This is a genomic window from Enhydrobacter sp. (assembly GCA_025808875.1).
In the GTDB taxonomy this organism is placed as follows: domain Bacteria; phylum Pseudomonadota; class Alphaproteobacteria; order Reyranellales; family Reyranellaceae; genus Reyranella.
In genome coordinates this window covers 827,955-846,690 of sequence record CP075528.1, presented here as the reverse complement: position 1 = coordinate 846,690, position 18,736 = coordinate 827,955, and the positions used below count along the sequence as shown (strand labels likewise).

At 68.2% G+C, this 18,736-nt stretch carries 19 protein-coding genes; 12 read left to right on the top strand and 7 right to left on the bottom strand.

Translation table 11 applies throughout. The features are described from left to right. Positions 1-75: 75 nt before the first annotated feature. Both KIT25_04190 and KIT25_04185 read left to right on the top strand, forming a co-directional pair. Positions 76-1,203 carry a CoA transferase gene (locus KIT25_04190; GenBank protein UYN96155.1) on the top strand — a complete coding sequence of 376 codons (1,128 nt, stop codon included), beginning with the start codon at positions 76-78 and terminating at the stop codon, positions 1,201-1,203. Position 1,204: 1 nt separating this feature from the next. Next, the gene (locus tag KIT25_04185) at positions 1,205-2,374 is read left to right on the top strand and encodes an MFS transporter (GenBank protein ID UYN96154.1); all 1,170 of its coding nucleotides are present in this window, start codon (positions 1,205-1,207) and stop codon (positions 2,372-2,374) included. 7 nt (positions 2,375-2,381) lie between these two features. Here KIT25_04185 and KIT25_04180 read toward each other — a convergent pair whose 3' ends face one another. From KIT25_04180 to KIT25_04165, 4 genes are read right to left on the bottom strand one after another with little or no spacing between them, the layout of a single operon-like run. Continuing rightward, positions 2,382-2,690, bottom strand: a complete 309-nt coding sequence (locus KIT25_04180; GenBank protein ID UYN96153.1) for a hypothetical protein — start codon at positions 2,688-2,690, stop codon at positions 2,382-2,384. A gap of 3 nt (positions 2,691-2,693) precedes the next feature. After that, on the bottom strand, positions 2,694-3,677 hold the full coding sequence (locus tag KIT25_04175) for a sodium-dependent bicarbonate transport family permease (GenBank protein ID UYN96152.1): 984 nt from the start codon (positions 3,675-3,677) through the stop codon (positions 2,694-2,696). 7 nt (positions 3,678-3,684) lie between these two features. Further along, entirely contained in the window at positions 3,685-4,827 is a 1,143-nt protein-coding gene (locus KIT25_04170; GenBank protein UYN96151.1) for a DSD1 family PLP-dependent enzyme, read from the bottom strand. After that, positions 4,824-5,699 (bottom strand): SDR family oxidoreductase, encoded by an 876-nt coding sequence (locus tag KIT25_04165; GenBank protein UYN96150.1) that lies wholly within the window; start codon positions 5,697-5,699, stop codon positions 4,824-4,826. Before KIT25_04165 ends, KIT25_04170 begins: the two co-directional genes overlap by 4 nt. 94 nt (positions 5,700-5,793) lie before the next feature. Here KIT25_04165 and KIT25_04160 point away from each other — a divergent pair, with 94 nt between their 5' ends. The 3 genes from KIT25_04160 (at position 5,794) to KIT25_04150 (ending at position 9,393) form a co-directional block, all read left to right on the top strand. Beyond that, on the top strand, positions 5,794-6,894 hold the full coding sequence (locus KIT25_04160; protein UYN96149.1) for an LLM class flavin-dependent oxidoreductase: 1,101 nt from the start codon (positions 5,794-5,796) through the stop codon (positions 6,892-6,894). Positions 6,895-6,898: 4 nt separating this feature from the next. After that, positions 6,899-7,669, top strand: coding sequence for an acetoacetate decarboxylase family protein (locus KIT25_04155; protein UYN96148.1), 771 nt, complete (start codon positions 6,899-6,901; stop codon positions 7,667-7,669). 131 nt (positions 7,670-7,800) lie between these two features. Beyond that, entirely contained in the window at positions 7,801-9,393 is a 1,593-nt protein-coding gene (locus tag KIT25_04150) for an NAD(P)/FAD-dependent oxidoreductase (protein UYN96147.1), read from the top strand. On the opposite strand, the gene KIT25_04145 is transcribed toward KIT25_04150, so the two are convergent. Then, positions 9,390-11,237: an AMP-binding protein gene (locus tag KIT25_04145; protein UYN96146.1), complete on the bottom strand. Its 1,848-nt coding sequence runs from the start codon at positions 11,235-11,237 to the stop codon at positions 9,390-9,392. The genes KIT25_04150 and KIT25_04145 overlap by 4 nt on opposite strands. Before the next feature lie 146 nt (positions 11,238-11,383). Next, complete coding sequence (locus KIT25_04140) at positions 11,384-12,478, bottom strand: mandelate racemase/muconate lactonizing enzyme family protein (protein ID UYN96145.1); 1,095 nt, start codon at positions 12,476-12,478, stop codon at positions 11,384-11,386. Between the two features lie 135 nt (positions 12,479-12,613). Here KIT25_04140 and KIT25_04135 point away from each other — a divergent pair, with 135 nt between their 5' ends. The 6 genes from KIT25_04135 (at position 12,614) to KIT25_04110 (ending at position 17,897) form a co-directional block, all read left to right on the top strand. Then, positions 12,614-13,837 carry an acyl-CoA dehydrogenase family protein gene (locus KIT25_04135; protein ID UYN96144.1) on the top strand — a complete coding sequence of 408 codons (1,224 nt, stop codon included), beginning with the start codon at positions 12,614-12,616 and terminating at the stop codon, positions 13,835-13,837. Positions 13,838-13,950: 113 nt separating this feature from the next. Further along, positions 13,951-14,589: a TetR family transcriptional regulator gene (locus tag KIT25_04130; protein UYN96143.1), complete on the top strand. Its 639-nt coding sequence runs from the start codon at positions 13,951-13,953 to the stop codon at positions 14,587-14,589. Beyond that, positions 14,586-15,575, top strand: coding sequence for an HlyD family efflux transporter periplasmic adaptor subunit (locus tag KIT25_04125; protein ID UYN96142.1), 990 nt, complete (start codon positions 14,586-14,588; stop codon positions 15,573-15,575). The genes KIT25_04130 and KIT25_04125 overlap by 4 nt, the downstream gene beginning before the upstream one ends. Next, positions 15,572-16,498 (top strand): ABC transporter ATP-binding protein, encoded by a 927-nt coding sequence (locus KIT25_04120; GenBank protein UYN96141.1) that lies wholly within the window; start codon positions 15,572-15,574, stop codon positions 16,496-16,498. The genes KIT25_04125 and KIT25_04120 overlap by 4 nt, the downstream gene beginning before the upstream one ends. Continuing rightward, the gene (locus tag KIT25_04115; protein UYN97813.1) at positions 16,495-17,622 is read left to right on the top strand and encodes an ABC transporter permease; all 1,128 of its coding nucleotides are present in this window, start codon (positions 16,495-16,497) and stop codon (positions 17,620-17,622) included. Before KIT25_04120 ends, KIT25_04115 begins: the two co-directional genes overlap by 4 nt. Positions 17,623-17,654: 32 nt before the next feature. Then, positions 17,655-17,897, top strand: coding sequence for a hypothetical protein (locus KIT25_04110; protein UYN96140.1), 243 nt, complete (start codon positions 17,655-17,657; stop codon positions 17,895-17,897). A 16-nt stretch (positions 17,898-17,913) separates the two neighbouring features. Here KIT25_04110 and KIT25_04105 read toward each other — a convergent pair whose 3' ends face one another. Next, a complete protein-coding gene (locus KIT25_04105; protein ID UYN96139.1) occupies positions 17,914-18,177 on the bottom strand; it encodes a hypothetical protein in 264 nt (87 codons plus the stop codon). Positions 18,178-18,257: 80 nt separating this feature from the next. Between KIT25_04105 and KIT25_04100 the strand changes: the two genes are divergently transcribed. Beyond that, on the top strand, positions 18,258-18,728 hold the full coding sequence (locus tag KIT25_04100; GenBank protein UYN96138.1) for a thermonuclease family protein: 471 nt from the start codon (positions 18,258-18,260) through the stop codon (positions 18,726-18,728). Positions 18,729-18,736: the final 8 nt, after the last annotated feature.

Sequence of the window (18,736 nt, the reverse complement as noted above, 5' to 3'; positions counted from 1 at the left end):
TTCCTCTCCTCACGCTACCTTGTTCTTCGCGCACTATGGCATATGTTGCGCGCCTCGAAGGAGATTTGCGCGCATATGCCCGGTGCACTGGACGGCCTGCTGGTGGTGAGCGTCGAGCAGGCAGTGGCCGCCCCCTATTGCTCGGCCCGCCTGGCGGACGCCGGTGCGCGCGTCATCAAGATCGAGCGGCCCGAGGGCGATTTCGCCCGCGGCTACGACAAGTACGTGCATGGCCTGTCGAGCTATTTCGTCTGGCTCAATCGCGGCAAGCAGTCCGTGACGCTCGACTTCAAGGACAAGGCCGATCTCGCCCTGCTGCACCGCCTGATCGGCAGGGCCGACGTGCTGATCCAGAATCTCGCCCCCGGCGCCGCCGAACGCGCCGGCTTCGGCTCCGCCGCCATGCGAGCGAGGCACAAGGCGCTGATCACGGTCGACGTCTCGGGCTACGGCGATCACGGCCCCTACCGCAACAGGCGCGCCTACGACCTGCTGGTGCAGGCCGAGAGCGGCCTCGCCTCGATCACCGGCACCGAGCACGCGCCCGGCCGCGTCGGCATCTCGGCCACCGACATCGGCACCGGCATGTATGCGCACGCCGCCGTGCTCGAGGCGCTGCTGTCGCGCCAGAAGACCGCTGAGGGCCGCGCCATCTCGGTCTCCCTCTTCTCGTCGATGGCCGAGTGGATGACCGTGCCGCTTCTCGCCATGGACTACTCGGCCTACGAATGGCCGCGGCTTGGGCTCACGCATCCCTTCATCGCGCCCTATGGCGTCTATCCCTCGGCCGACAACGTGCCGGTGCTGATCTCGATCCAGAACGATCGGGAGTTCGAGCGGCTGTGCCATGGCGTGCTCGACCGGCCGGGGCTGGAAAAGGATCCCGACTATGCCACCGGGATCGCCCGCAACGAGCGTCGCGATCGCACCAATGCCCTGGTCGCCGAGAGCTTCGCGCGCCAGGACTTCGCCACGCTCGCGAGCCGGCTCGACGCCGCACAGATCGCCTGGGCGCGGGTGAGCGGCATCGGCGACCTGTCGAGGCATCCGCAGCTTCGCCGTACCGTGTTCGCGACCGACAAGGGCGAGGTCGAGATTCCCGCGCTCGCCGCGTCCTACGGCGGCGAACCCGAGCGCCTGGGCGACGTGCCGACGCTCGGCCAGCACACCGACGCGGTGCGGCGCGAATTCGCCGCCGCCTGACATGCCGCGCTTCCTGACCGCGCTCCGGCTGGCCGGCTACGGCGCGGCCTACTTCTTCGCGGCCGGCGCCTTCATGAGCTACTGGCCGGTGTGGCTGCGCGACCGCGGCGTCAGCGACGCCGAGATCGGCACACTCTTCATGTCGCGCCAGCTGGTGTCGATCGTGGCGACCCTGTCGATCGGCTGGATCGCACATCGCTTCGGCGGACCGCGCGCCGTGCTGCCGGCGATCGCCGCCGGCGCGGTCGTGCTGATGGGCGCCTACGAGTTCTCCTATGGCTTCCTCGCAATCTTCGTCGTCACCATGATCTGGGGCTTCGTCTGGTCGCCGCCGATGCCGCTCTACGACGGCGTACTGGTGACGGAGACGAAGCGACACGGCTTCGACTATGCACGCATCCGGCTGTGGAGCTCGGTCGCCTTCATCCTGGGCACCGTGGCCTGCGGCGTGGCGGTCGACCGCTACGGGCCGCCCTGGGTGATGTATGTCGGACTGGCGGGCATAGTGCTGCTGGCGCCGCTCGCGCTGCTGCTGCCGCACGGTGCCGCCGCAACGGCCACGACGGACGGCGAACGGCACTCGAGCCTGCGCGTCGGCAAGCTCCTGCGCTCGCCCTTTCCGCTGTTCCTGCTCGCCACGGGCTGCTGCAGCGCGAGCCACGCGGTGCTCTACAGCTTCGGCACGCTGACCTGGCGCGGCGCCGGCATCGACGACGTGACGATCAGCCTGCTGTGGGCGGAGAGCGTCGCCATCGAGATTGTGCTGATGCTGTTCGGCGGCTGGCTGCTCAAGCACCTCGGGCCGAGCGGCCTGATCGCGCTCGGCCTCGGCGGCGCCATGGTGCGCTGGACGGGCATGGCCTTCACCACCGATCTGGTGGCGCTGGTCTTCCTGCAGGCGCTCCATTCCTGCACCTTCGCCGCAACCCATCTCGGCGCCATGGCGTTCCTGCAGCGAGCCGTGCCGGCGCATGGCATCGCGCTGGGCCAGAGTCTCTACTACGCGCTCGGCACCGGCGCGACGCAGGCCGTGGTCTATCAGTTCGCGGGGCTCCTCTACGCGCAGTACGGCCAGCTCGCCTTCCTTGGTATGACGGCCGTGGCCGCTGTCGGCATGGCGGCGCTGATCGTTCTGGCCCGCCGTTGGGATGGAGGCCTGCTCGTGCGCTGAATGCCGCTCAGAAGTGATCGGGCCGCGCCACTTCGACGTCGCTCAGGTAGACGATGGCTGCGTAGTCGCGCAGCCGCTCCACGCTCTCAGCCAGGATCTGCCGGGCCACAGGCTCGGGAGCGATGGCGATGACCAGGGTGTTCTCGAATACGCCGCTCGGCTCGTCAGTGGCTCGCCGGCCCTGCCGACCGAAGCCCGAGACCTTGGGGATGGTGGTGTAACCCCGCACACCGTGCCCGACGAGCCAGTCGACCACCTCGGCCAACATGCCGCTTTCGACCACGATCTCGATCTTCTTGCGACGATGGACGTCCACGACTCACCTCGCCAGGCGTTCGGCGACCGCGAAGTAGAGCGGAATGCCAACCGCGATGTTGAAGGGGAAGGTCACGCCGAGTGATAGCGTGACGTAGATTGCCGGCCGAGCCTGTGGCAGGGCAAGCCGCATGGCCGCAGGCACGGCGATGTAGGAGGCCGAGGCACAGAGCGTGGCCAAAAGCGTGGTGCTGCCGACGCCGAACCCCAGGAGTTGCGCCGCGGCGACGCCGATCGCGCCATTCGCCAGCGGCAGGGTCAGCGCAAATGCGATCAGCCGCGGTGACAGCTCACGCGCCGAACGCAGCTGGCGCACGGCGACCAGCCCCATGTCGAGCAGGAACAGGCACAGCATGCCGTTGAAGATGTCGACCACGAACGGCTCGACCTTCTTCATGCCGACTGGTCCGGCAGCCCAGCCGATGACGAAGCCCCCGACCAGCACGACGATGCTGCCGTTGACCAGCACTTCGCGCAGCAGCTTGGCGCGACGCACCGGCACCTGCGGCATCGTCGCGCCGATGGCCCGTCGGGCGAGCAGCAGGCCGGTAACAATGGCGGGCGTTTCCATGGCGGCCAGCATGGCCACCAGCACGCCGTCATAGGCGGCGCCACGCGCGCCGATGAACTCCACGGCCGTGACGAAGGTCACGACGCTCACCGAGCCGTAGTGTGCGGCGACAGCCGCCGCATCGACGGGTCCCACGGCTCGCAGGGCGCGCAAGGCCCCGTAGGCCAGCAGCGGCAGGGAGAAGGACAGCGCAAGCGCCGCCATAAACGCCGCGAGGACATTGTCGGCGCCGGATTTGGCGAGCGCCAGCCCGCCCTTCATGCCGATCGCCAACATGAGGTAGATCGCGAGGCCCTTGGCGATCGCTTCGGGGATCTCGAGGTCGGAACGGATTGCCGCCGCGACGGCACCCAGCACGAAGCAGAGCACCATGGGCGACAGCAGGTTGGCGCCTGCCAGCGACAGGATCTCCACCATGCGGGGGTCAGCGCGAGCGCCCGCGGGCCGTAACGGGCCAGATCTCGACCAGGGTGTCGCCCTTCACCACGTAATAATCGTCGTAGAGGTTGACCGTCGGGTCGCAGTGCGGCGGCACCAGGATTACCTGCTCGCCGAGCGCCGGCGCGGCCTTGCCTTGCGGCGCGATCACCGCCAGGTGCTCGTCGCCCATGAAGCGCGTGGTCGATCCCTCGACAGCTCCCTTCAGGATCATCGGCGGTCCCTTCTCGGTCGCCATCGCCTTCAGCCCGGCATCGACCGTCACCATGCCCGGCGTGTTGGCGCTGACCACGCGCGCGTCGATCTGCAGCGCCTGCTCGAAGGTCGGCCGGCCGAGCCCGCGCAGGTCGCAGACGGCGTAGTCGTGATCCATGAAGACGTAGGAACCGACCTGCAGCTCGGTGAACACGCCGAGCTTGGCGTCGATGAAGTGCGTCCCGGTGCCCGAACCGGTGACGATACCGGGCTTCAACCCCGCCGCCTCCAGTTTGGTCAAAATGCCCTTGAGATACTCCGTGCGCTCCTCGATCTGTGCCTGGCGATCGGCGAAGTCGACGATGTGCTGGTGGCGGCCGCAATAGAACTGCGCGCCGGCGTAGGTCAGCGACTTCAGGCCGACGACCTTCTTCACCAGCTCGACCACGCCCTTGGGCGTCGCCACGCCGGTGCGATGCATGCCGGGGTCGATGTCGACGATGACGGTCAGCAGCTTGCCCGCCTTCGCCGCCGCGGCGGCCAGCGCCTCGGCGTTCGCCGGGTGGTCGACCACGACCATCAGGTCCTTCACCTTGCCGTTCAGCGCGATCAACCGCTCGATCGCCTGCGGCGTCACCACGGGCGAGGTGATGTGCAGGCTCTCGATGCCCGCCTCGCCCAGCGCCTCGGCCTCGCCGAGCTTGGCGCAGCACACGCCGAGCGCGCCGGCCTCGATCTGGCGGCGCGCGATGTCGGCCGACTTGTGCGTCTTGGAATGCGGCCGGAGCTTGACGCCGTGCGCCGTCGCGAACGCCGCCATCTCGGCGATGTTGCGGTCGAGCATGTCGAGGTCGAGTACCAGGGCCGGCGTGTTCAGCGAGCGGCGCGAGCCCTGCTGGCCGATGAGATGACGGTGGAGCGAAGCGTCGCTCATTTGCTGTCCTTCGGTTCGAGATGGCGAACGACCATGGCCTCGCCGGTCGTGCCGCGATTGACGCCGGCGGTCTTGAGGAAGGGATTGTCGCCGCCGGTACCCCACAGCGCCACGCCCTGGGCGAGCAGGCCGCCGTCGACCTTCACCGTCTCGCCGGTGATGAAGCGCGCGTCGTCCGACGCCAGGAAAGCCGCCACGTCGGCAATCGCCTCGGGCTCGCCGCGGTCGGGCCACGGCTGGCGTCGGAACTGCGCCTCGAAGCGCTCGGGCCGGCCGCGATGGACGAGCGGCGTCGAGATCACGCCGGGCGCGATGCCGACCACGCGGATGCGGTGCGGGCCGAGCTCGGCCGCCACGTTCTCGATCAGGCTGATGACGGCGGCCTTGGCCGCCGAATAGGCGTGGCTGCCGCCGCCTCCCACCATGCCGGCGATCGAGGCGGTGACCAGGATCACGCCGCCGGCCTTCGACTTCTTCATGGCAATGGACGCGTGCTTCATGCCGAGGAACACCGAGCGCACCAGCACGGCGAAGGTGTAGTCCCAATCCTCGACGCCGGTCTCGGCGATCGGCCCGAAGGCGCCGCCAACGCCGGCGTTGAGATACGCCACGTCGAGCCGGCCGAAGCGCCTGACCGTTTCCGCCACGATCGCCGCGACGTCGCCCTCCTTCGCCACGTCGCAGCGCATGAAGGCGACGCGCTCGCCATGGCCCTGCGCCCTGGCGACGGCCACCGTCTCGGCGCCGTTCGCGTCGTTGAGATCGGCGACCATCACGCGCGCGCCTTCGGCCAGGAACCTCATCACCGTGGCACGGCCCATGCCGCTCGCCCCGCCGGTGACGATCGCCGCCTTTCCGCCGAATCTGTCCATGCGATTTCGCCCTCCGATGGCATGGTGGTGTTGCGCGCGCTTCCCGGCAAGCCTAGCGTTTCGCAAACGTCACGAGACACAGGAGGGCGACGGGATGAAGTTCGGCCTGTTCTACGAGATTTCCGTGCCGCGTCCGTGGACGCGCGAGACCGAGCGCACCGTCTACGACAACTGCCTCGAGCAGGTGAAGCTGGCCGACGAGCTGGGCTTCGACCATGTCTGGGCCGTCGAGCACCACTTCCTCGAGGAATATTCGCACTGCTCGGCGCCCGAGCTGTTCCTGACCGCCTGCGCCGTGCTCACCAAGCGCATCCAGGTCGGACACGGCATCGTGGTCTGCGTGCCGGAGTTCAACCACCCGATCAAGATCGCCGAGCGCACCGCCACGCTCGACCTGCTGTCGGGCGGCCGCCTGCATGTCGGCACAGGCCGCTCGGCGACCTGGACCGAGCTCGGCGGCTTTCGCGTCAATCCCGACACCACCAAGAAGAGCTGGGACGAATTCGTGCGCTGCCTGCCGAAGATGTGGATGCAGGAAACCTTCTCCTACCAGGGCGAGTTCTGGTCGATGCCCGAGCGCACCATCCTGCCCAAACCCTACCAGAAGCCGCACCCGCCGATGTGGGTGGCGGTCACCAGCCCCGGCACCGAGATCGACGCCGCCGACCGCGGGCTCGGCTCGCTCGGCCTCTCCTTCGCCGGCTTCGAGGAGCAGGAGAAGAAGATCAGGGAGTACCGCCGGCGCATCAAGAACTGCGAGCCGGTCGGCGCCTTCGTCAACGAGCAGGTGGCGACCACCAACTTCCTGTTCTGCCACGAGGACGACAAGTACGGCGTCGAGATGGGCAAGAAGCTCGGCAACACCTTCAACTATCTCGCCACCCAGCTGATCTCCACGCGCGAGGTCTATTCCTCGCCATCCTATCAGTCGCTCGGCCTGCTGCCCGCGCTGCGCCGCGCCGCCACCGGTCCCGACGCCAACGAGCAGCAGACCGAGGGCATGTGCTACGGCGATCCGGCGCGAATCATCAACGCGGTGAAGAAGTGGGAGTCACTCGGCGTCGATTGCGTCAACTTCATCCTCAACGCCAACGAGGTGGTGCCGCAGGACCAGGTGATGGCGAGCCTGAAGCTGTTCGCCAGGGAAGTGATGCCGATGTTCGCCAGGAAGCCATCGAACGTGGCGGCGGAGTAGCAAGATGCCGCTCTACGGATCACTCGATCTCACTCAGGCCGCGGCCCGGCTGCCGACCCTGCCCAACCTCGACACCGAGGCCTGGACCCTGCCCAAGGCCGAGACCATGCAGCTCCTGGTCGAGGTGCCACTCCGCACGACCGAGGGCCTGCTGCCCCGCGCGATGCACCCGGCGCGGCCGTCCTACGTGATCCTGGCCTTCACGCGCTATCCGGAGAGCCCGGCCGGTCCGTTCAACCTCGCCGTCCTGCGGCTCGGCAGCCGCGCCGGCGCCCATCCGCGCGGCTTCCTGCTCGGTGCCGTGGCGAGCAGCGCGGCGGCGGCGACGGAACTGCGCCAGCGCTGGGGATTCCCGGTCGAAACGGGCGAGGTGAAGTTCCTGCGCCGGCACGATCGCGTCATGGGCACCGTCCGCAAAGGCGGCAAGACCATCCTCGACTGCGCACTGGTCGATCCGCAGCCCGTCGCCGGCAGCGACGTGCAGTACATCAACTGGGTGACCGCGGCCAACGCGCCGCTCGACGGCACGACGCAGCCGATGCTGATCCAGGTCGATCCGAAGTACACCTTCTACAAAGCCGATCGCGGCAAGCCCGAGGTGAAGGCGTTCGACGCCGCGGCATGGAACGCGCCCGGCCTGCAGCTCGCCGACCCCATCGTCGCGACGTGCTGCACCGTCGACACCGACCTGCCGCGCATCCGCTTCGTGATGGATCCGATCAAGCCCGTCTTCCAGGGCACGCGGCGCATCCGGGAGTCGCGGGTGGATGAATGAAGAACGCCCTTCCCATCGCGAAAGCGATGGGGAGGTGTCAGCGTCTTGCGCCGACGGAGGGGTCATGACCCCTCCGGCCCTCCGGGCCACCTCCCCAGCTTCACCGGGACGGAGATGATTTGAGGAGTGACATGGACTACGACTGCATCATCATCGGCGCCGGCATCTCGGGCATGTACCAGCTGCTGCGGCTGCGCCAGCTCGGCTTCAAGGTGCGGGTGTTCGAGGCGGGCACCAATGTCGGCGGCACCTGGTACTGGAACCGCTATCCCGGCGCGCGCTTCGATTCGGAGAGCTATTCCTACGGCTACTCGTTCTCGAAGGAACTGCTCGAGGAATGGAACTGGTCGGAGCACTTCTCCGGCCAGCCCGAGACCGAGCGCTATCTCAACCACGTCGCCGACAAGTTCGACCTGCGCCGCGACATCCAGGTCAGAAGCCGCGTCGCGGCGGCACACTTCAGGGACGAGACGTGCACCTGGGACGTCACGCTGGAGGACGGCAGCCGGCACAGCGCGCGATTCCTGATCACCGCCGTCGGGCCGCTCTCGACCCCCACCCTGCCGCGAGTCGAGGGAATCGACAGCTTCAAGGGCCGCTCCTGGCACACCGCGCGCTGGCCCAAGGAGCCGGTGGACTTCAGCGGCAAGCGCGTCGCCGTGATCGGCACCGGCGCCACCGGCATCCAGACCATCGCCGAGGTCGCCAAGACGGTCGGCCACCTCACCGTGTTCCAGCGCACGCCCAACTGGGCGGCGCCCTTGCACAACGCCAGGATCGGCGAAGAAGAAATGAGAAAGATCCGGGCGAGCTACCCCGAGATCTTCAAGCGCTGCGAAGAAACCTTCGCCTGCTTCCTGCACACGCCCGACCCGCGCGGCACCTTCGAGGTCACCGCCGAGGAGCGCGAGGCGTTCTGGGAGAAGCTTTACGGCGAGAAGGGCTTCGGCATCTGGCAGGGCAACTTCCGCGACATCCTCACCGACCGCAAGGCCAACGCGCTGCTCAGCGACTTCGTGGCGCGCAAGATTCGCCAGCGCGTGAAGGATCCGGCGACGGCCGAGAAGCTCGTTCCGAAGAACCACGGCTTCGGCACGCGCCGCGTGCCGCTCGAGACCTTCTATTACGAGGTCTACAACCAGCCCAACGTGAAGCTGGTCGACATCAAGGCAACGCCGATCGAGCGCATCACGGAGAAAGGCATCAAGACCAGTGACGCCGAGTACGAGTTCGACATCATCGTCTATGCCACCGGGTTCGACGCCATCACCGGCAGTTTCGACCGCATCGACATCAGGGGCGCCAACGGCCTCAAGCTGAAGGACAAGTGGCACGGCGGGCCGCAGACCTATCTCGGCGTGCTGGTCGAGGGCTTCCCCAACATGATGATGCTGATGGGCCCGCACACGGCGCTAGGCAACATCCCGCGCTCGATCGAATACAACGTCGATTGGGTGACGCGGCTCGTCGAGCATGCCCGCGACCGGCAGATCTCGCGCATCGAGGCGACGCCGCAGGGCGTCCAGTCCTGGACCGACCACGTGAAGTCTTGCGGCGAGGGCCTGCTGTCCAACGAAATCGATTCGTGGATGACCGGCATCAACCGCAACCTCGACGGCAAGGACACCCGCATCATCGCCCGCTACTCCGGCAGCGCCCCGGCCTACCGCGAGCGCTGCGAACAAGCCGCGGCGAAGGGGTATCCCGAGCTGTCGCTTTCCTAGACCTCGATCACGCCGTCGCCGCCGGCGTAGAGCTTCTCGACCAGCGCCTTGCGCCGCTCGAGCGTGGCGCGCTGGTTGATGTAGCCCTTGTCGGTCAGCTCGTGGCCGTCGACCGACGGCGGCTCGGTCATCAGCAGCACGCGGCGTACCTGCATCGAGGAGCCCTTCGCTTCGGCGTTCATGCGCGCGAGCCCGTCGCGCAGCGTGGCGACGATCCGCGGATGGCGCAGCAGCTCGTCGTTGCCCAGCCTGGCCCCCGATTCGCCCGCGAGCTGCCGGCAGGCGGCGAAGTTGGGGAAGCCCAGGAGTCCCACATGGTCGCGGCCCTCGCCGCACACCACGGCGTCCTGCAGCACCGGCGAGGCCGCCGCGATCGCCGTCGTGCGCAAGGTGCCGACGAGAACGAAGGTGCCGCTCATCAGCTTGAAGTCCTCGACGACGCGGCCGTCAAACACCAGGCCCCAGCTCGGGTGGTTCGGATCGACGAAGCGGCCGGCGTCGCCGATCTTGTAGAAGCCCTCCTCGTCGAACATTTGCGCCGTCAGCTCGGGCTGCTTGTGGTAGCCCGGCGTCACGATCACGCTCTTGAGTCTGAGCTCGTAGCGGCCGTCCTCGCCGGTCGGCACCATCTTGAGCTGCACGCCGGGAAACGGCAGGCCGATCAGGCCGACGCGCTCGGAGGCCCAGTGCACCGTGGTCGCCGTCGGCGCCGTCTCGGTCGAGCCCCAGCCGGTGACGAAGGGCAGACGGAAGCCGGTATGCTTCACCGCCAGCGCCTCCATGCGCTGGTAGAGATCGTCGGGCAGCGTCGCGCCGCCATAGGCGAGCGAGTTGAGGTTGGCGAAGAACTTCTTCGCCAGCGCCTCGTCCTTCTCGAGCACCGTCGCCAGCATGGCGTAGCCCGCCGGCACGTTGGCGAAGTAGGTCGGCGAGATCTCGCGCAGGTTCCGCAAGGTCTCGTCGAACAGGCCGGGCAATGGCTTGCCGTCGTCGATCCACGTCGTGCCGCCCTCGGCGAGGTTGCCCTGGAAGGTGGCGTTGCCGCCCATCGTGTGGTTCCACGGCAGCCAGTCGAGCTGCACCGGCACGGGATCGGTCGGCTTGCGGGTGCGCGCCATCTGGCCCATGGCGATGTTGGCGCACATCATTTCCTGGGTGTTGATGACGGCCTTGGGCATGCCGGTGCTGCCCGAGGTGAACAGGAACTTGCCGATGGTCTTCGGTTCGATCGCCGCGATCGAGCGCGCGACGGCGTCGGTCGGCCGCGTGGCGACCAGCTCGCTCCACGGCAGAGACTGGCGCTGCGGCGGCGCCTTGTCGACATGGACCAGCAGCACGCCCTCCAGGTCGAGCGCCGCCAGCGCGCGGGCATAGATTTCGCCGTTCTGCACGAACACCAGGCCGGGCCTGATCAGCTCGAAGACGTATTTCAGCTTGGCGTGGTCCTGGCTCATCACCGAGTAGGCCGGCGACACCGGCGCCACGGGCGCGCGCGCCTGCATGGCGGCCATGGTCAAGAGCGCAAACTCGATCGAGTTCGACGACAGGATCATCACCGGCCTGTCGGGCCCCAGCCCGCGGTCGAGCAGCGCCTGCGTCACCGCATCGACCTGCCGCTTGGCCTCGCCGTAGGTGAGCTTCAGCCACTCGCGCGCGGCCCCGCGCCGCTGTGCCAGCCACAGCCGGTCCGGCGCCTCGGCCGCCCACTTGGCGAGGAACGCCGGCACGTGCCGCTCGTACGGCTTCAGCCTGTGGTTCGACTGCAGCACGATCGAGCCGTCGGCGCGGCGGTCGACCTTGACGTCGCGGCTCAGGAACTCGATCGGCTTGAAAGGAACACGCATCACGCTATCCAAGACATCCCTCCCTCAGTCCCGTCGTCCCGAGCGGACCCGTGCATAGCACGGCGCAGTCGAGGGACCTTGTCTCGACGAATTGACGGCAAATTGTGGAGAGAAGGTCCCTCGACTGCGCCGCTCTCACAATGACGTCACGCCTTGAAACTCCTGATAGCCTTCTCGTCGAACGCCAGGCCGAGCCCGGGCTTGTCGGGCAGGACGAGCTCGCCCTTGTCGATGACCGGCGTCTCCTCATAGAGCGCCAGCATCCACGGCATGTATTCCACGGTCAGCCCGTTGGGACAGGCCGCGACCATGTGCACCAGAATCTCGGGCATGACGTGACTGACGATCGGCAGGTTGAAGGCCTCGGCCATGCCGGCCACCTTCATCCACTGGCTGACGCCGCCGACCCGCGCGAGGTCGACCATGACGATGTCGACCGAATGCGCCTCGATCATGTGGCGGAACGGCACGATGCCCCAGACATACTCGCCGCCGGCGATCGGCGTCTTGAGCGCGGCGGTCACACGCGCCAGCCCCGGATAGTCGTCGGCCGTCGTCACGTCCTCGAGCCAGAACAGGCCGACGCCCGCCTGTTCGACGCGATGGCCGATGTCGATCGCCTGCTCGGGCCGCCAGCGCTGGTTGATGTCGCACATCAGCTTGATGTCGGGGCCGATGGCGTCGCGCACCACGCGCACGCGGCGCACTTCGTCGGCCGGTGCGGGGTCGCCGGGCAGCGCCATCTGCGTCTTCATCTCGCGAAAGCCCTTGTCGAGCAGGATGCGCGCGGCACGCTGCGCCTGTTCGTCGGTCAGACCCCGGCGCAGCGAGCCCGAGGCGTAGGTCGGCACGCGTCGGCGATGGCCGCCGAGCAGCTTCCACAGCGGCTGGCCAAGCGCCTTGCCCTTGATGTCCCACAGCGCGGTGTCGACCGCCGACAGCGCCAGGGTGAAGATGCCGCCCGGCCCGCCGGCATCGCTCGCGCGAAGCCTGGCGACGATGGCCTCGATGCACATCGGATCCTCGCCGACCGTCGCCGCCGCGAGATCCTGCACCGCGGCATGCAGGCTGCGCGTCAGGCGGCCGCCATAGAGGGTGACGCCGATGCCCTCGATGCCGTCGTCGGTCCGCAGCCTCAGGATGACGATCGGCCGGGTGCGCCCGGTCTCTTCCGGCATGTTGGCCAGGGGATCGTCCTCCGGCACCAGCAGGATGCTCGCCTCGTACCCGGCGATCTTCATCGGCGCTTCCTCCCCCTCGCCCAGCCGCGGGCCGAAACCCGGGTGCGGCCTGAATGCTCGTTCACATTAGCGCTGATTTCGGCCAGAGTCCGCCCAGCACCAGAGAGAGCGCCCCGGGGAGGGGCAGGAGGACATATGGATTTCGAATACTCGGGCCGCACCAAGGAGCTGCAGGAAAAGCTCCAAAAGTTCATGGACGAGGTCATCTACCCCGCCGAACCGGTCTACGAGGAGCAGCTCAACGCCCAGAAGGACCGCTGGCAGCTGCCGCCGGTGATGGAGCAATGCAAGGCCGAGGCGAAGAAGCGCGGCCTGTGGAACATGTTCCTGCCGGCCGATCGCGACTCGGGCGACACGCACGGCACGATGGGCCTTTCCAACCTGGAATACGCGCCGATCTGCGAGATCCTCGGCCGTTCCTCGATCGCCTCGGAGGCGACCAACTGCTCGGCACCCGACACCGGCAACATGGAAGTGTTCGCCCGCTACGGCTCCAAGGAGCACAAGGAGAAGTGGCTGAAGCCGCTGCTCAACGGCGAGATCCGTTCCTGCTTCGCCATGACCGAGCCGGCGGTCGCCTCGTCCGACGCGCGCAACGTCGAATGCCGCATCGAGAGCGACGGCGACAGCTACGTCATCAACGGCCGCAAATGGTGGTCGTCGGGCATGGGCGATCCGCGCTGCAAGGTCATCATCCTGATGGGCAAGAGCGATCCGTCGGCGCCGGCCTACCGCCAGCAGTCGATGATCGTCGTGCCGCGCGATGCGGCCGGCATCAAGATCGTCAAGATGCTGCATGTCTTCGGCTACGACGACGCGCCGCACGGCCACGCCGAGGTGGTCTACGACAACGTGAGGGTGCCCAAGTCGGCCATCCTGCTGGGCGAGGGCCGCGGCTTCGAGATCGCCCAGGGCCGCCTCGGCCCGGGCCGCATCCATCACTGCATGCGCGCCATCGGCGTCGCCGAGCGCGCGCTCGAGATGGCGATCAAGCGCGCCAAGAGCCGCGTCGCCTTCGGCCAGCGCATCTCGGAGATGGGCGTCACCAAGGCCCATGTGGCCGACATGCGCATGGAGATCGACATGGCGCGCCTGCTGGTGCTCAAGGCCGCGTGGGCGATGGACAAGTACGGCAACAAGGAAGCGCGCCAGCAGATCGCCATGATCAAGGTGGCGGTGCCCAACATCACCTCCAAGGTGGTCGACCGCTGCCTGCAGCTGCATGGCGCGGGCGGTGTCAGCCAGGTCTTCAAGCTGGCCAGCATGTACGCCCACCAGCGCACGCTGCGCTTGGCCGACGGTCCGGACGAGGTCCATCGCGACCAGGTCGGCCGGCTGGAGATCGCCAAGTACAACTGATTTTTCTCCAATAAAGCCAATGCGAAGGCCGCCCTTGGGCGGCCTTTTGCGTTGAGAAAATATCGGGGTAGTGCGAGGTTGAATATATTATTACTGACCAGTAAGTTAGTTCCATGAAGAAGGCGAAAAAGCAACGTCGCGCCCCCGCCGAACGGCCCAAGGAGATTCTCGAGGCCGCGCTGGCGCTGTTCGTCGAGAGGGGCTTCGCCGGCACGCGGCTCGACGACGTCGCGGCGCGAGCGGGCCTCAGCAAGGCCGCGATCTATCTCTACTTCGAGGACAAGATCGCGCTCTTCCAGGGCGTCGTGCGCCAGGCCGTCGGCAGCAACCTCGGCACGGTCGAGGCGATGCTCGCGGCGCATGGCGGGCCGGTGGCGCCCCTCCTCCCGCGCATCCTGGACTTCATGGCAAGCCGCATCGAGGACACGCCGATGGCATCGGTCGCCAAGATCGTGCTCGCCGAATCGCGGGCCTTCCCCGAGATCGGCCGCTTCTACCTGGACGAGGTGATCGGCCGCGGCCTACCCCTGATGGAAGGCCTGATCGCCAAGGGCATCGCCCGGGGCGAGTTTCGCCAGGTCGATCCGGCGATGACCGCGCGCTCGCTGGTCGGCGCCATGCTGCTCGCAGGCCTGTGGCGCACGGTGTTCGAGCCGATCGGCGGAGCGAGGCTCGACGTGCGCGCGCTCGCCCGCCATCACGCCGACCTCATGCTGCATGCCCTCACCATGGATTCCGGGAGGGCGACGTGAGGCGCACGCGCTTCCTCGTCCCGGTCGTCCTGCTCGCCCTGCTGCTGACCGGCGGCCTCGCGTGGCGCGGCGAACTCATGGCGCTGTTCGGCATCGGCGACGATGGCAGCAGCTATCTCGGCTATGTCGAGGGTGAGACCAGCCTGATCGCGCCGCCGGTCGCCGGCCGGCTGGTCGAGCGGCCGGTCGAGCGCGGCGACAAGGTGACGAAGGGCGACCTCCTGTTCATCATCGACGCCACGGTGGCAAAGGCGGAAGTCGCACGCGCCGAAGCCGCCCTCGCCGAGGCTCGGGCGCGCTACGAGAACCTGCTGACCGGCAAGCGCGAGGAGGAGCAGGAGATCGTCCGCGCTCAGCGTCGCGAGGTCGAGGCGTCGCTGGCGCTGGCCGAGACCGAACTCAAGCGCCAGACCGATCTGCTGGCGCGCGGCTTCACGACGCGGCAGAGCCATGACCAGGCGATGTCGCAGGTCCATCAGCTACGCTCGCGGGCGGCATCGCTGGCCGCGCAGGAACGCGCCAACGACCTCGCGGCGCGGCCCGACGAGATTCAGGCCGCCCGCGCGCTGGTCGAGCAGGGCGAGGCCAATGTCGCGCAAGCCCGGCAGCGTCTGGCCGACCAGATGCCGGTAGCGCCGCAGGACGCGCTGGTCGAGAACACGTTCTTCCATGTCGGCGAGTGGGTGCCGGCCGGGACGCCGGTGGTGTCCCTGCTGCCGCCCCTGCGGGTGAAGCTGCGCTTCTTCGTACCCGAGGAAGAGGTGGCGAAGGCGCGCGTCGGCAGCCGGGTGAGCTTCAGCTGCGACGGCTGCCCGCCGGCCCTGGAGGCGACCGTCATCTACGTCTCGCCGCGCGCCGAATTCACGCCGCCGGTGATCTATTCGCAAAGCGCGCGGGCGAAGCTGGTGTTCCTGATCGAGGCCCGGCCGTCGCCGACGCAGGTCCCGCTGCCGCCCGGCCTGCCCGTCACGGTGGCGCCGCTGTGACGCCGGCCATCGACGTCCATGATCTGGTCAAGCGCTACGGATCGCGCACCGTGGTCGACCGGGTGAGCCTCGCCGTCGAGCCGGGCCGGATTTGCGGATTCCTCGGCCCCAACGGCTCGGGCAAGACGACGACCCTGCGCATGATTTGCGGCCTGCTGACGCCCGACGGCGGCGGCGGGACCTGCCTCGGCCACGATCTCGTTCGCGAGCGCGACGCCATCAAGCGGCAGACCGGCTACATGACGCAGCGCTTCGGCCTCTACGAGGATCTCACGATCCGCGAAAACCTCGAGTTCGTCGGCCGCGTGCACGAGCTCGACCGCCTGACGGAGCGCGTCGACCGGTCGCTCGAACGGCTGGGACTGGCGACGCGCCAGAGGCAGCTGGCGGGCGCGCTGTCGGGCGGCTGGAAGCAGCGCCTCGCGCTCGCCGCCTGCGTACTGCACGAACCCCGGCTGCTGCTGCTCGACGAGCCGACGGCGGGGGTCGATCCCAAGGCGCGGCGCGCCTTCTGGGACGAGATCCACGGCTACGCCGCGCAGGGCATCACGGTCCTTGTCTCGACTCACTACATGGACGAGGCGGAGCGGTGTCACGAGATCGCCTACATCGCCTACGGTGAGCTGATGGCGCGCGGCACCGCCGACGACATCGTCGCCCGGTCGGGGCTGTCGGCCTTCATCGCCTCCGGTCCCGGGGCGGATCGGCTGGCGCCCCGGCTGCGCGACGCGCCCGGCGTGACGGCGGCGGCCGCCTTCGGCGCAACGCTCCATGTGTGCGGGCCGGACCGCGACGCCCTGGCTCGCGCCATCGAGCCCCATCGCCGCGATCCGGCGCTCGTCTGGGAGGAAGCCGAGCCGACGCTCGAGGACATCTTCATCCATCTGATGGGACGGGCGCGCGACAACGCGCCCGACGCCTGACCGTGTGGCGCAGGCTGATCGCCATCGTGGTCAAGGAGATCCAGCAGCTCAGGCGCGACCGGCTGACCTTCGCCATGATGTTCGGCGTGCCGATCATGCAGCTCCTGCTGTTCGGCTACGCCATCGACACCGATCCGCGCCACCTGCCGACGGCGGTGATCGCCGCCGACCAGAGCCAGATCACGCGTACCGTGCTGTCGGCGCTCGCCAACACCGGCTACATGCGCTTCACACACCGGCCCTCGTCCGAAGCCGAGGCCGACGCACTCCTGCAGCAGGGGGAAGTGCAGTTCGTCGTCACCATTCCCTCCGACTTCACGCGGCGCCTGGTGCGCGGGGAGCGCGCCCAGATCGTGATCGACGCCGACGCCACCGATCCGATGGCCGCCGCCAATCCGCTGGCCGCCGCGCGGCCCGCCATCGAGCAGGCGCTGCGGCGCGATTTCGTCGGGCCGCTGGCCACGCTGCGCGGCAAGGCCGACGCGATCGACCTGGTGCTTCAGCGCCGCTACAACCCCGAGGGCAAGGCGCGGCTCAACATCGTGCCCGGCCTGCTGGCGGTGATCCTCACCATGACCATGGTGATGATGACGGCGCTCGCCGTCACACGCGAGCGCGAACGCGGCACGATGGAGAACCTGCTCGCCATGCCGGTGAAGCCGCTCGAGGTGATGATCGGCAAGATCGCGCCCTACGTCGCGATCGGCTCGGTGCAGATGGTCGTGATCCTGCTGGTCGCGCGCTTCCTGTTCGATGTCCGGACCGAGGGCAGCCTGCTGCTGCTGGGCCTCGGCACCGCTCTCTTCATCACCGTCAACCTCGCCATCGGCTTCACCATCTCGACGGTGACGCAGAACCAGCTCCAGGCCATGCAGGCCTCGGTGTTCGTGCTGCTGCCCTCGATCCTGCTGTCGGGCTTCATGTTCCCGTTCCGCGGCATGCCGGTATGGGCGCAGTGGCTGGGCGAGACGTTGCCGGCAACGCACTTCATGCGAGTCGTGCGCGGCCTGATGCTGAAGGGCGCCTCTCTCGCCGACGTGTCGACCGAGTTGCTGGCGATGGTGGCGATCCTGATCCTCGTTTCGGCGCTGGCGATCAGCCGCTATCGCGTGACGCTGGATTGATCGCGGGAGAACGCGGTCGGCAGTAGGCGCGCATGAGCGAGGAGATCACCGACGCCGAGATGATCGCGCAGGCCCGGCGCACCCTGTTCGACGCCATGACGCGGGGCAGCGAAGCCGCCGCCCGCTTCGTGCCGCAACACCTGCAGGGCAAGCCGCGCGGAGCCCACACCTTCGCTGCAGCCCCCGAGTCAGCAGCGCCGTCTTCCGCAGCCGCCCCGTCTCCGGCTCCACTCAGGATCTGGTGCGCCGACGGCGTGCGCTGGCGACCGCCGTGAGCCGCACGGATCGAGGTCAGCGCTTGGGAAGCGTGAAGCGATTGTCGCGCAGCGTCTTCTCCAGCACCGGAATGCCCTTGGCATAGTTGCCCTTGCTGCATTCGGCGATGGCTTCGATGGTGTCGAGGCTGGGCGACAGGCGCCCGTCGCCGCCCGCCGTGCCGGTGTAGCGCAGGGCGAGGTTGCCGAGCTCCCTGCAGTACGCGGCGTCGTCGCTTTGCGCGACGGCCACGGTCGACAATGCCATTGCCACCACGATCAGCCCGCCAATCCGCTTCATCTCACTCTCCTCAACCGCCTCGTCCGCGCGGCCTGCCCAATCTAGTGTGCACGTCGACAAAGAACTACACTACCCGACCGATGCTGTTCCTCCGCGAGACGAACCGACTGTGCAGCGCCGCCCTCCTCGCGGCGACCTTGACCGTCGTCGGGCCGGTCAATGCGCAATCCGTGCTCGATGGCGACACGATCAGCGTCGAGGGACGAATCTGGCGGCTATGGGGCATCGAGGCCCCCGGCACCACACAGCTGTGCGGCGACGGCTGGGCCGCCGGCGATCGAGCCATCGCTTTCCTCCAGTCGCTCGTGCACGACCGCGTGATCGGCTGCGAGTTCCGCGGGCGCGACGGCACGGATGTAGCCATCGGCCTGTGTCGCGCCGACGAAACCGATCTCGGTGCGGCGATGGTGATGGCGGGCATGGCCTGGGCCTTGACGCCCGACAGCGTCGACTACGTGCCGCAGGAAGCCGAGGCCAACGCCCGTGGATTGGGCGTGCACGCGCACGATTGTCTCCCGCCCTGGAGCGAGCGCACCGACAACGAACGCTAGACCGGAGG

Excerpts from the sequence above, each read along its gene's own strand:
- KIT25_04190 (UYN96155.1), top strand. The coding sequence starts at position 76 with ATGCCCGGTGCACTGGACGGCCTGCTGGTGGTGAGCGTCGAGCAGGCA.
- KIT25_04185 (UYN96154.1), top strand. The coding sequence starts at position 1,205 with ATGCCGCGCTTCCTGACCGCGCTCCGGCTGGCCGGCTACGGCGCGGCC.
- KIT25_04175 (UYN96152.1), bottom strand. The coding sequence starts at position 3,677 with ATGGTGGAGATCCTGTCGCTGGCAGGCGCCAACCTGCTGTCGCCCATG.
- KIT25_04170 (UYN96151.1), bottom strand. The coding sequence starts at position 4,827 with ATGAGCGACGCTTCGCTCCACCGTCATCTCATCGGCCAGCAGGGCTCG.
- KIT25_04165 (UYN96150.1), bottom strand. The coding sequence starts at position 5,699 with ATGGACAGATTCGGCGGAAAGGCGGCGATCGTCACCGGCGGGGCGAGC.
- KIT25_04160 (UYN96149.1), top strand. The coding sequence starts at position 5,794 with ATGAAGTTCGGCCTGTTCTACGAGATTTCCGTGCCGCGTCCGTGGACG.
- KIT25_04155 (UYN96148.1), top strand. The coding sequence starts at position 6,899 with ATGCCGCTCTACGGATCACTCGATCTCACTCAGGCCGCGGCCCGGCTG.
- KIT25_04150 (UYN96147.1), top strand. The coding sequence starts at position 7,801 with ATGGACTACGACTGCATCATCATCGGCGCCGGCATCTCGGGCATGTAC.
- KIT25_04145 (UYN96146.1), bottom strand. The coding sequence starts at position 11,237 with ATGCGTGTTCCTTTCAAGCCGATCGAGTTCCTGAGCCGCGACGTCAAG.
- KIT25_04140 (UYN96145.1), bottom strand. The coding sequence starts at position 12,478 with ATGAAGATCGCCGGGTACGAGGCGAGCATCCTGCTGGTGCCGGAGGAC.
- KIT25_04135 (UYN96144.1), top strand. The coding sequence starts at position 12,614 with ATGGATTTCGAATACTCGGGCCGCACCAAGGAGCTGCAGGAAAAGCTC.
- KIT25_04130 (UYN96143.1), top strand. The coding sequence starts at position 13,951 with ATGAAGAAGGCGAAAAAGCAACGTCGCGCCCCCGCCGAACGGCCCAAG.
- KIT25_04110 (UYN96140.1), top strand. The coding sequence starts at position 17,655 with ATGAGCGAGGAGATCACCGACGCCGAGATGATCGCGCAGGCCCGGCGC.
- KIT25_04105 (UYN96139.1), bottom strand. The coding sequence starts at position 18,177 with ATGAAGCGGATTGGCGGGCTGATCGTGGTGGCAATGGCATTGTCGACC.
- KIT25_04100 (UYN96138.1), top strand. The coding sequence starts at position 18,258 with ATGCTGTTCCTCCGCGAGACGAACCGACTGTGCAGCGCCGCCCTCCTC.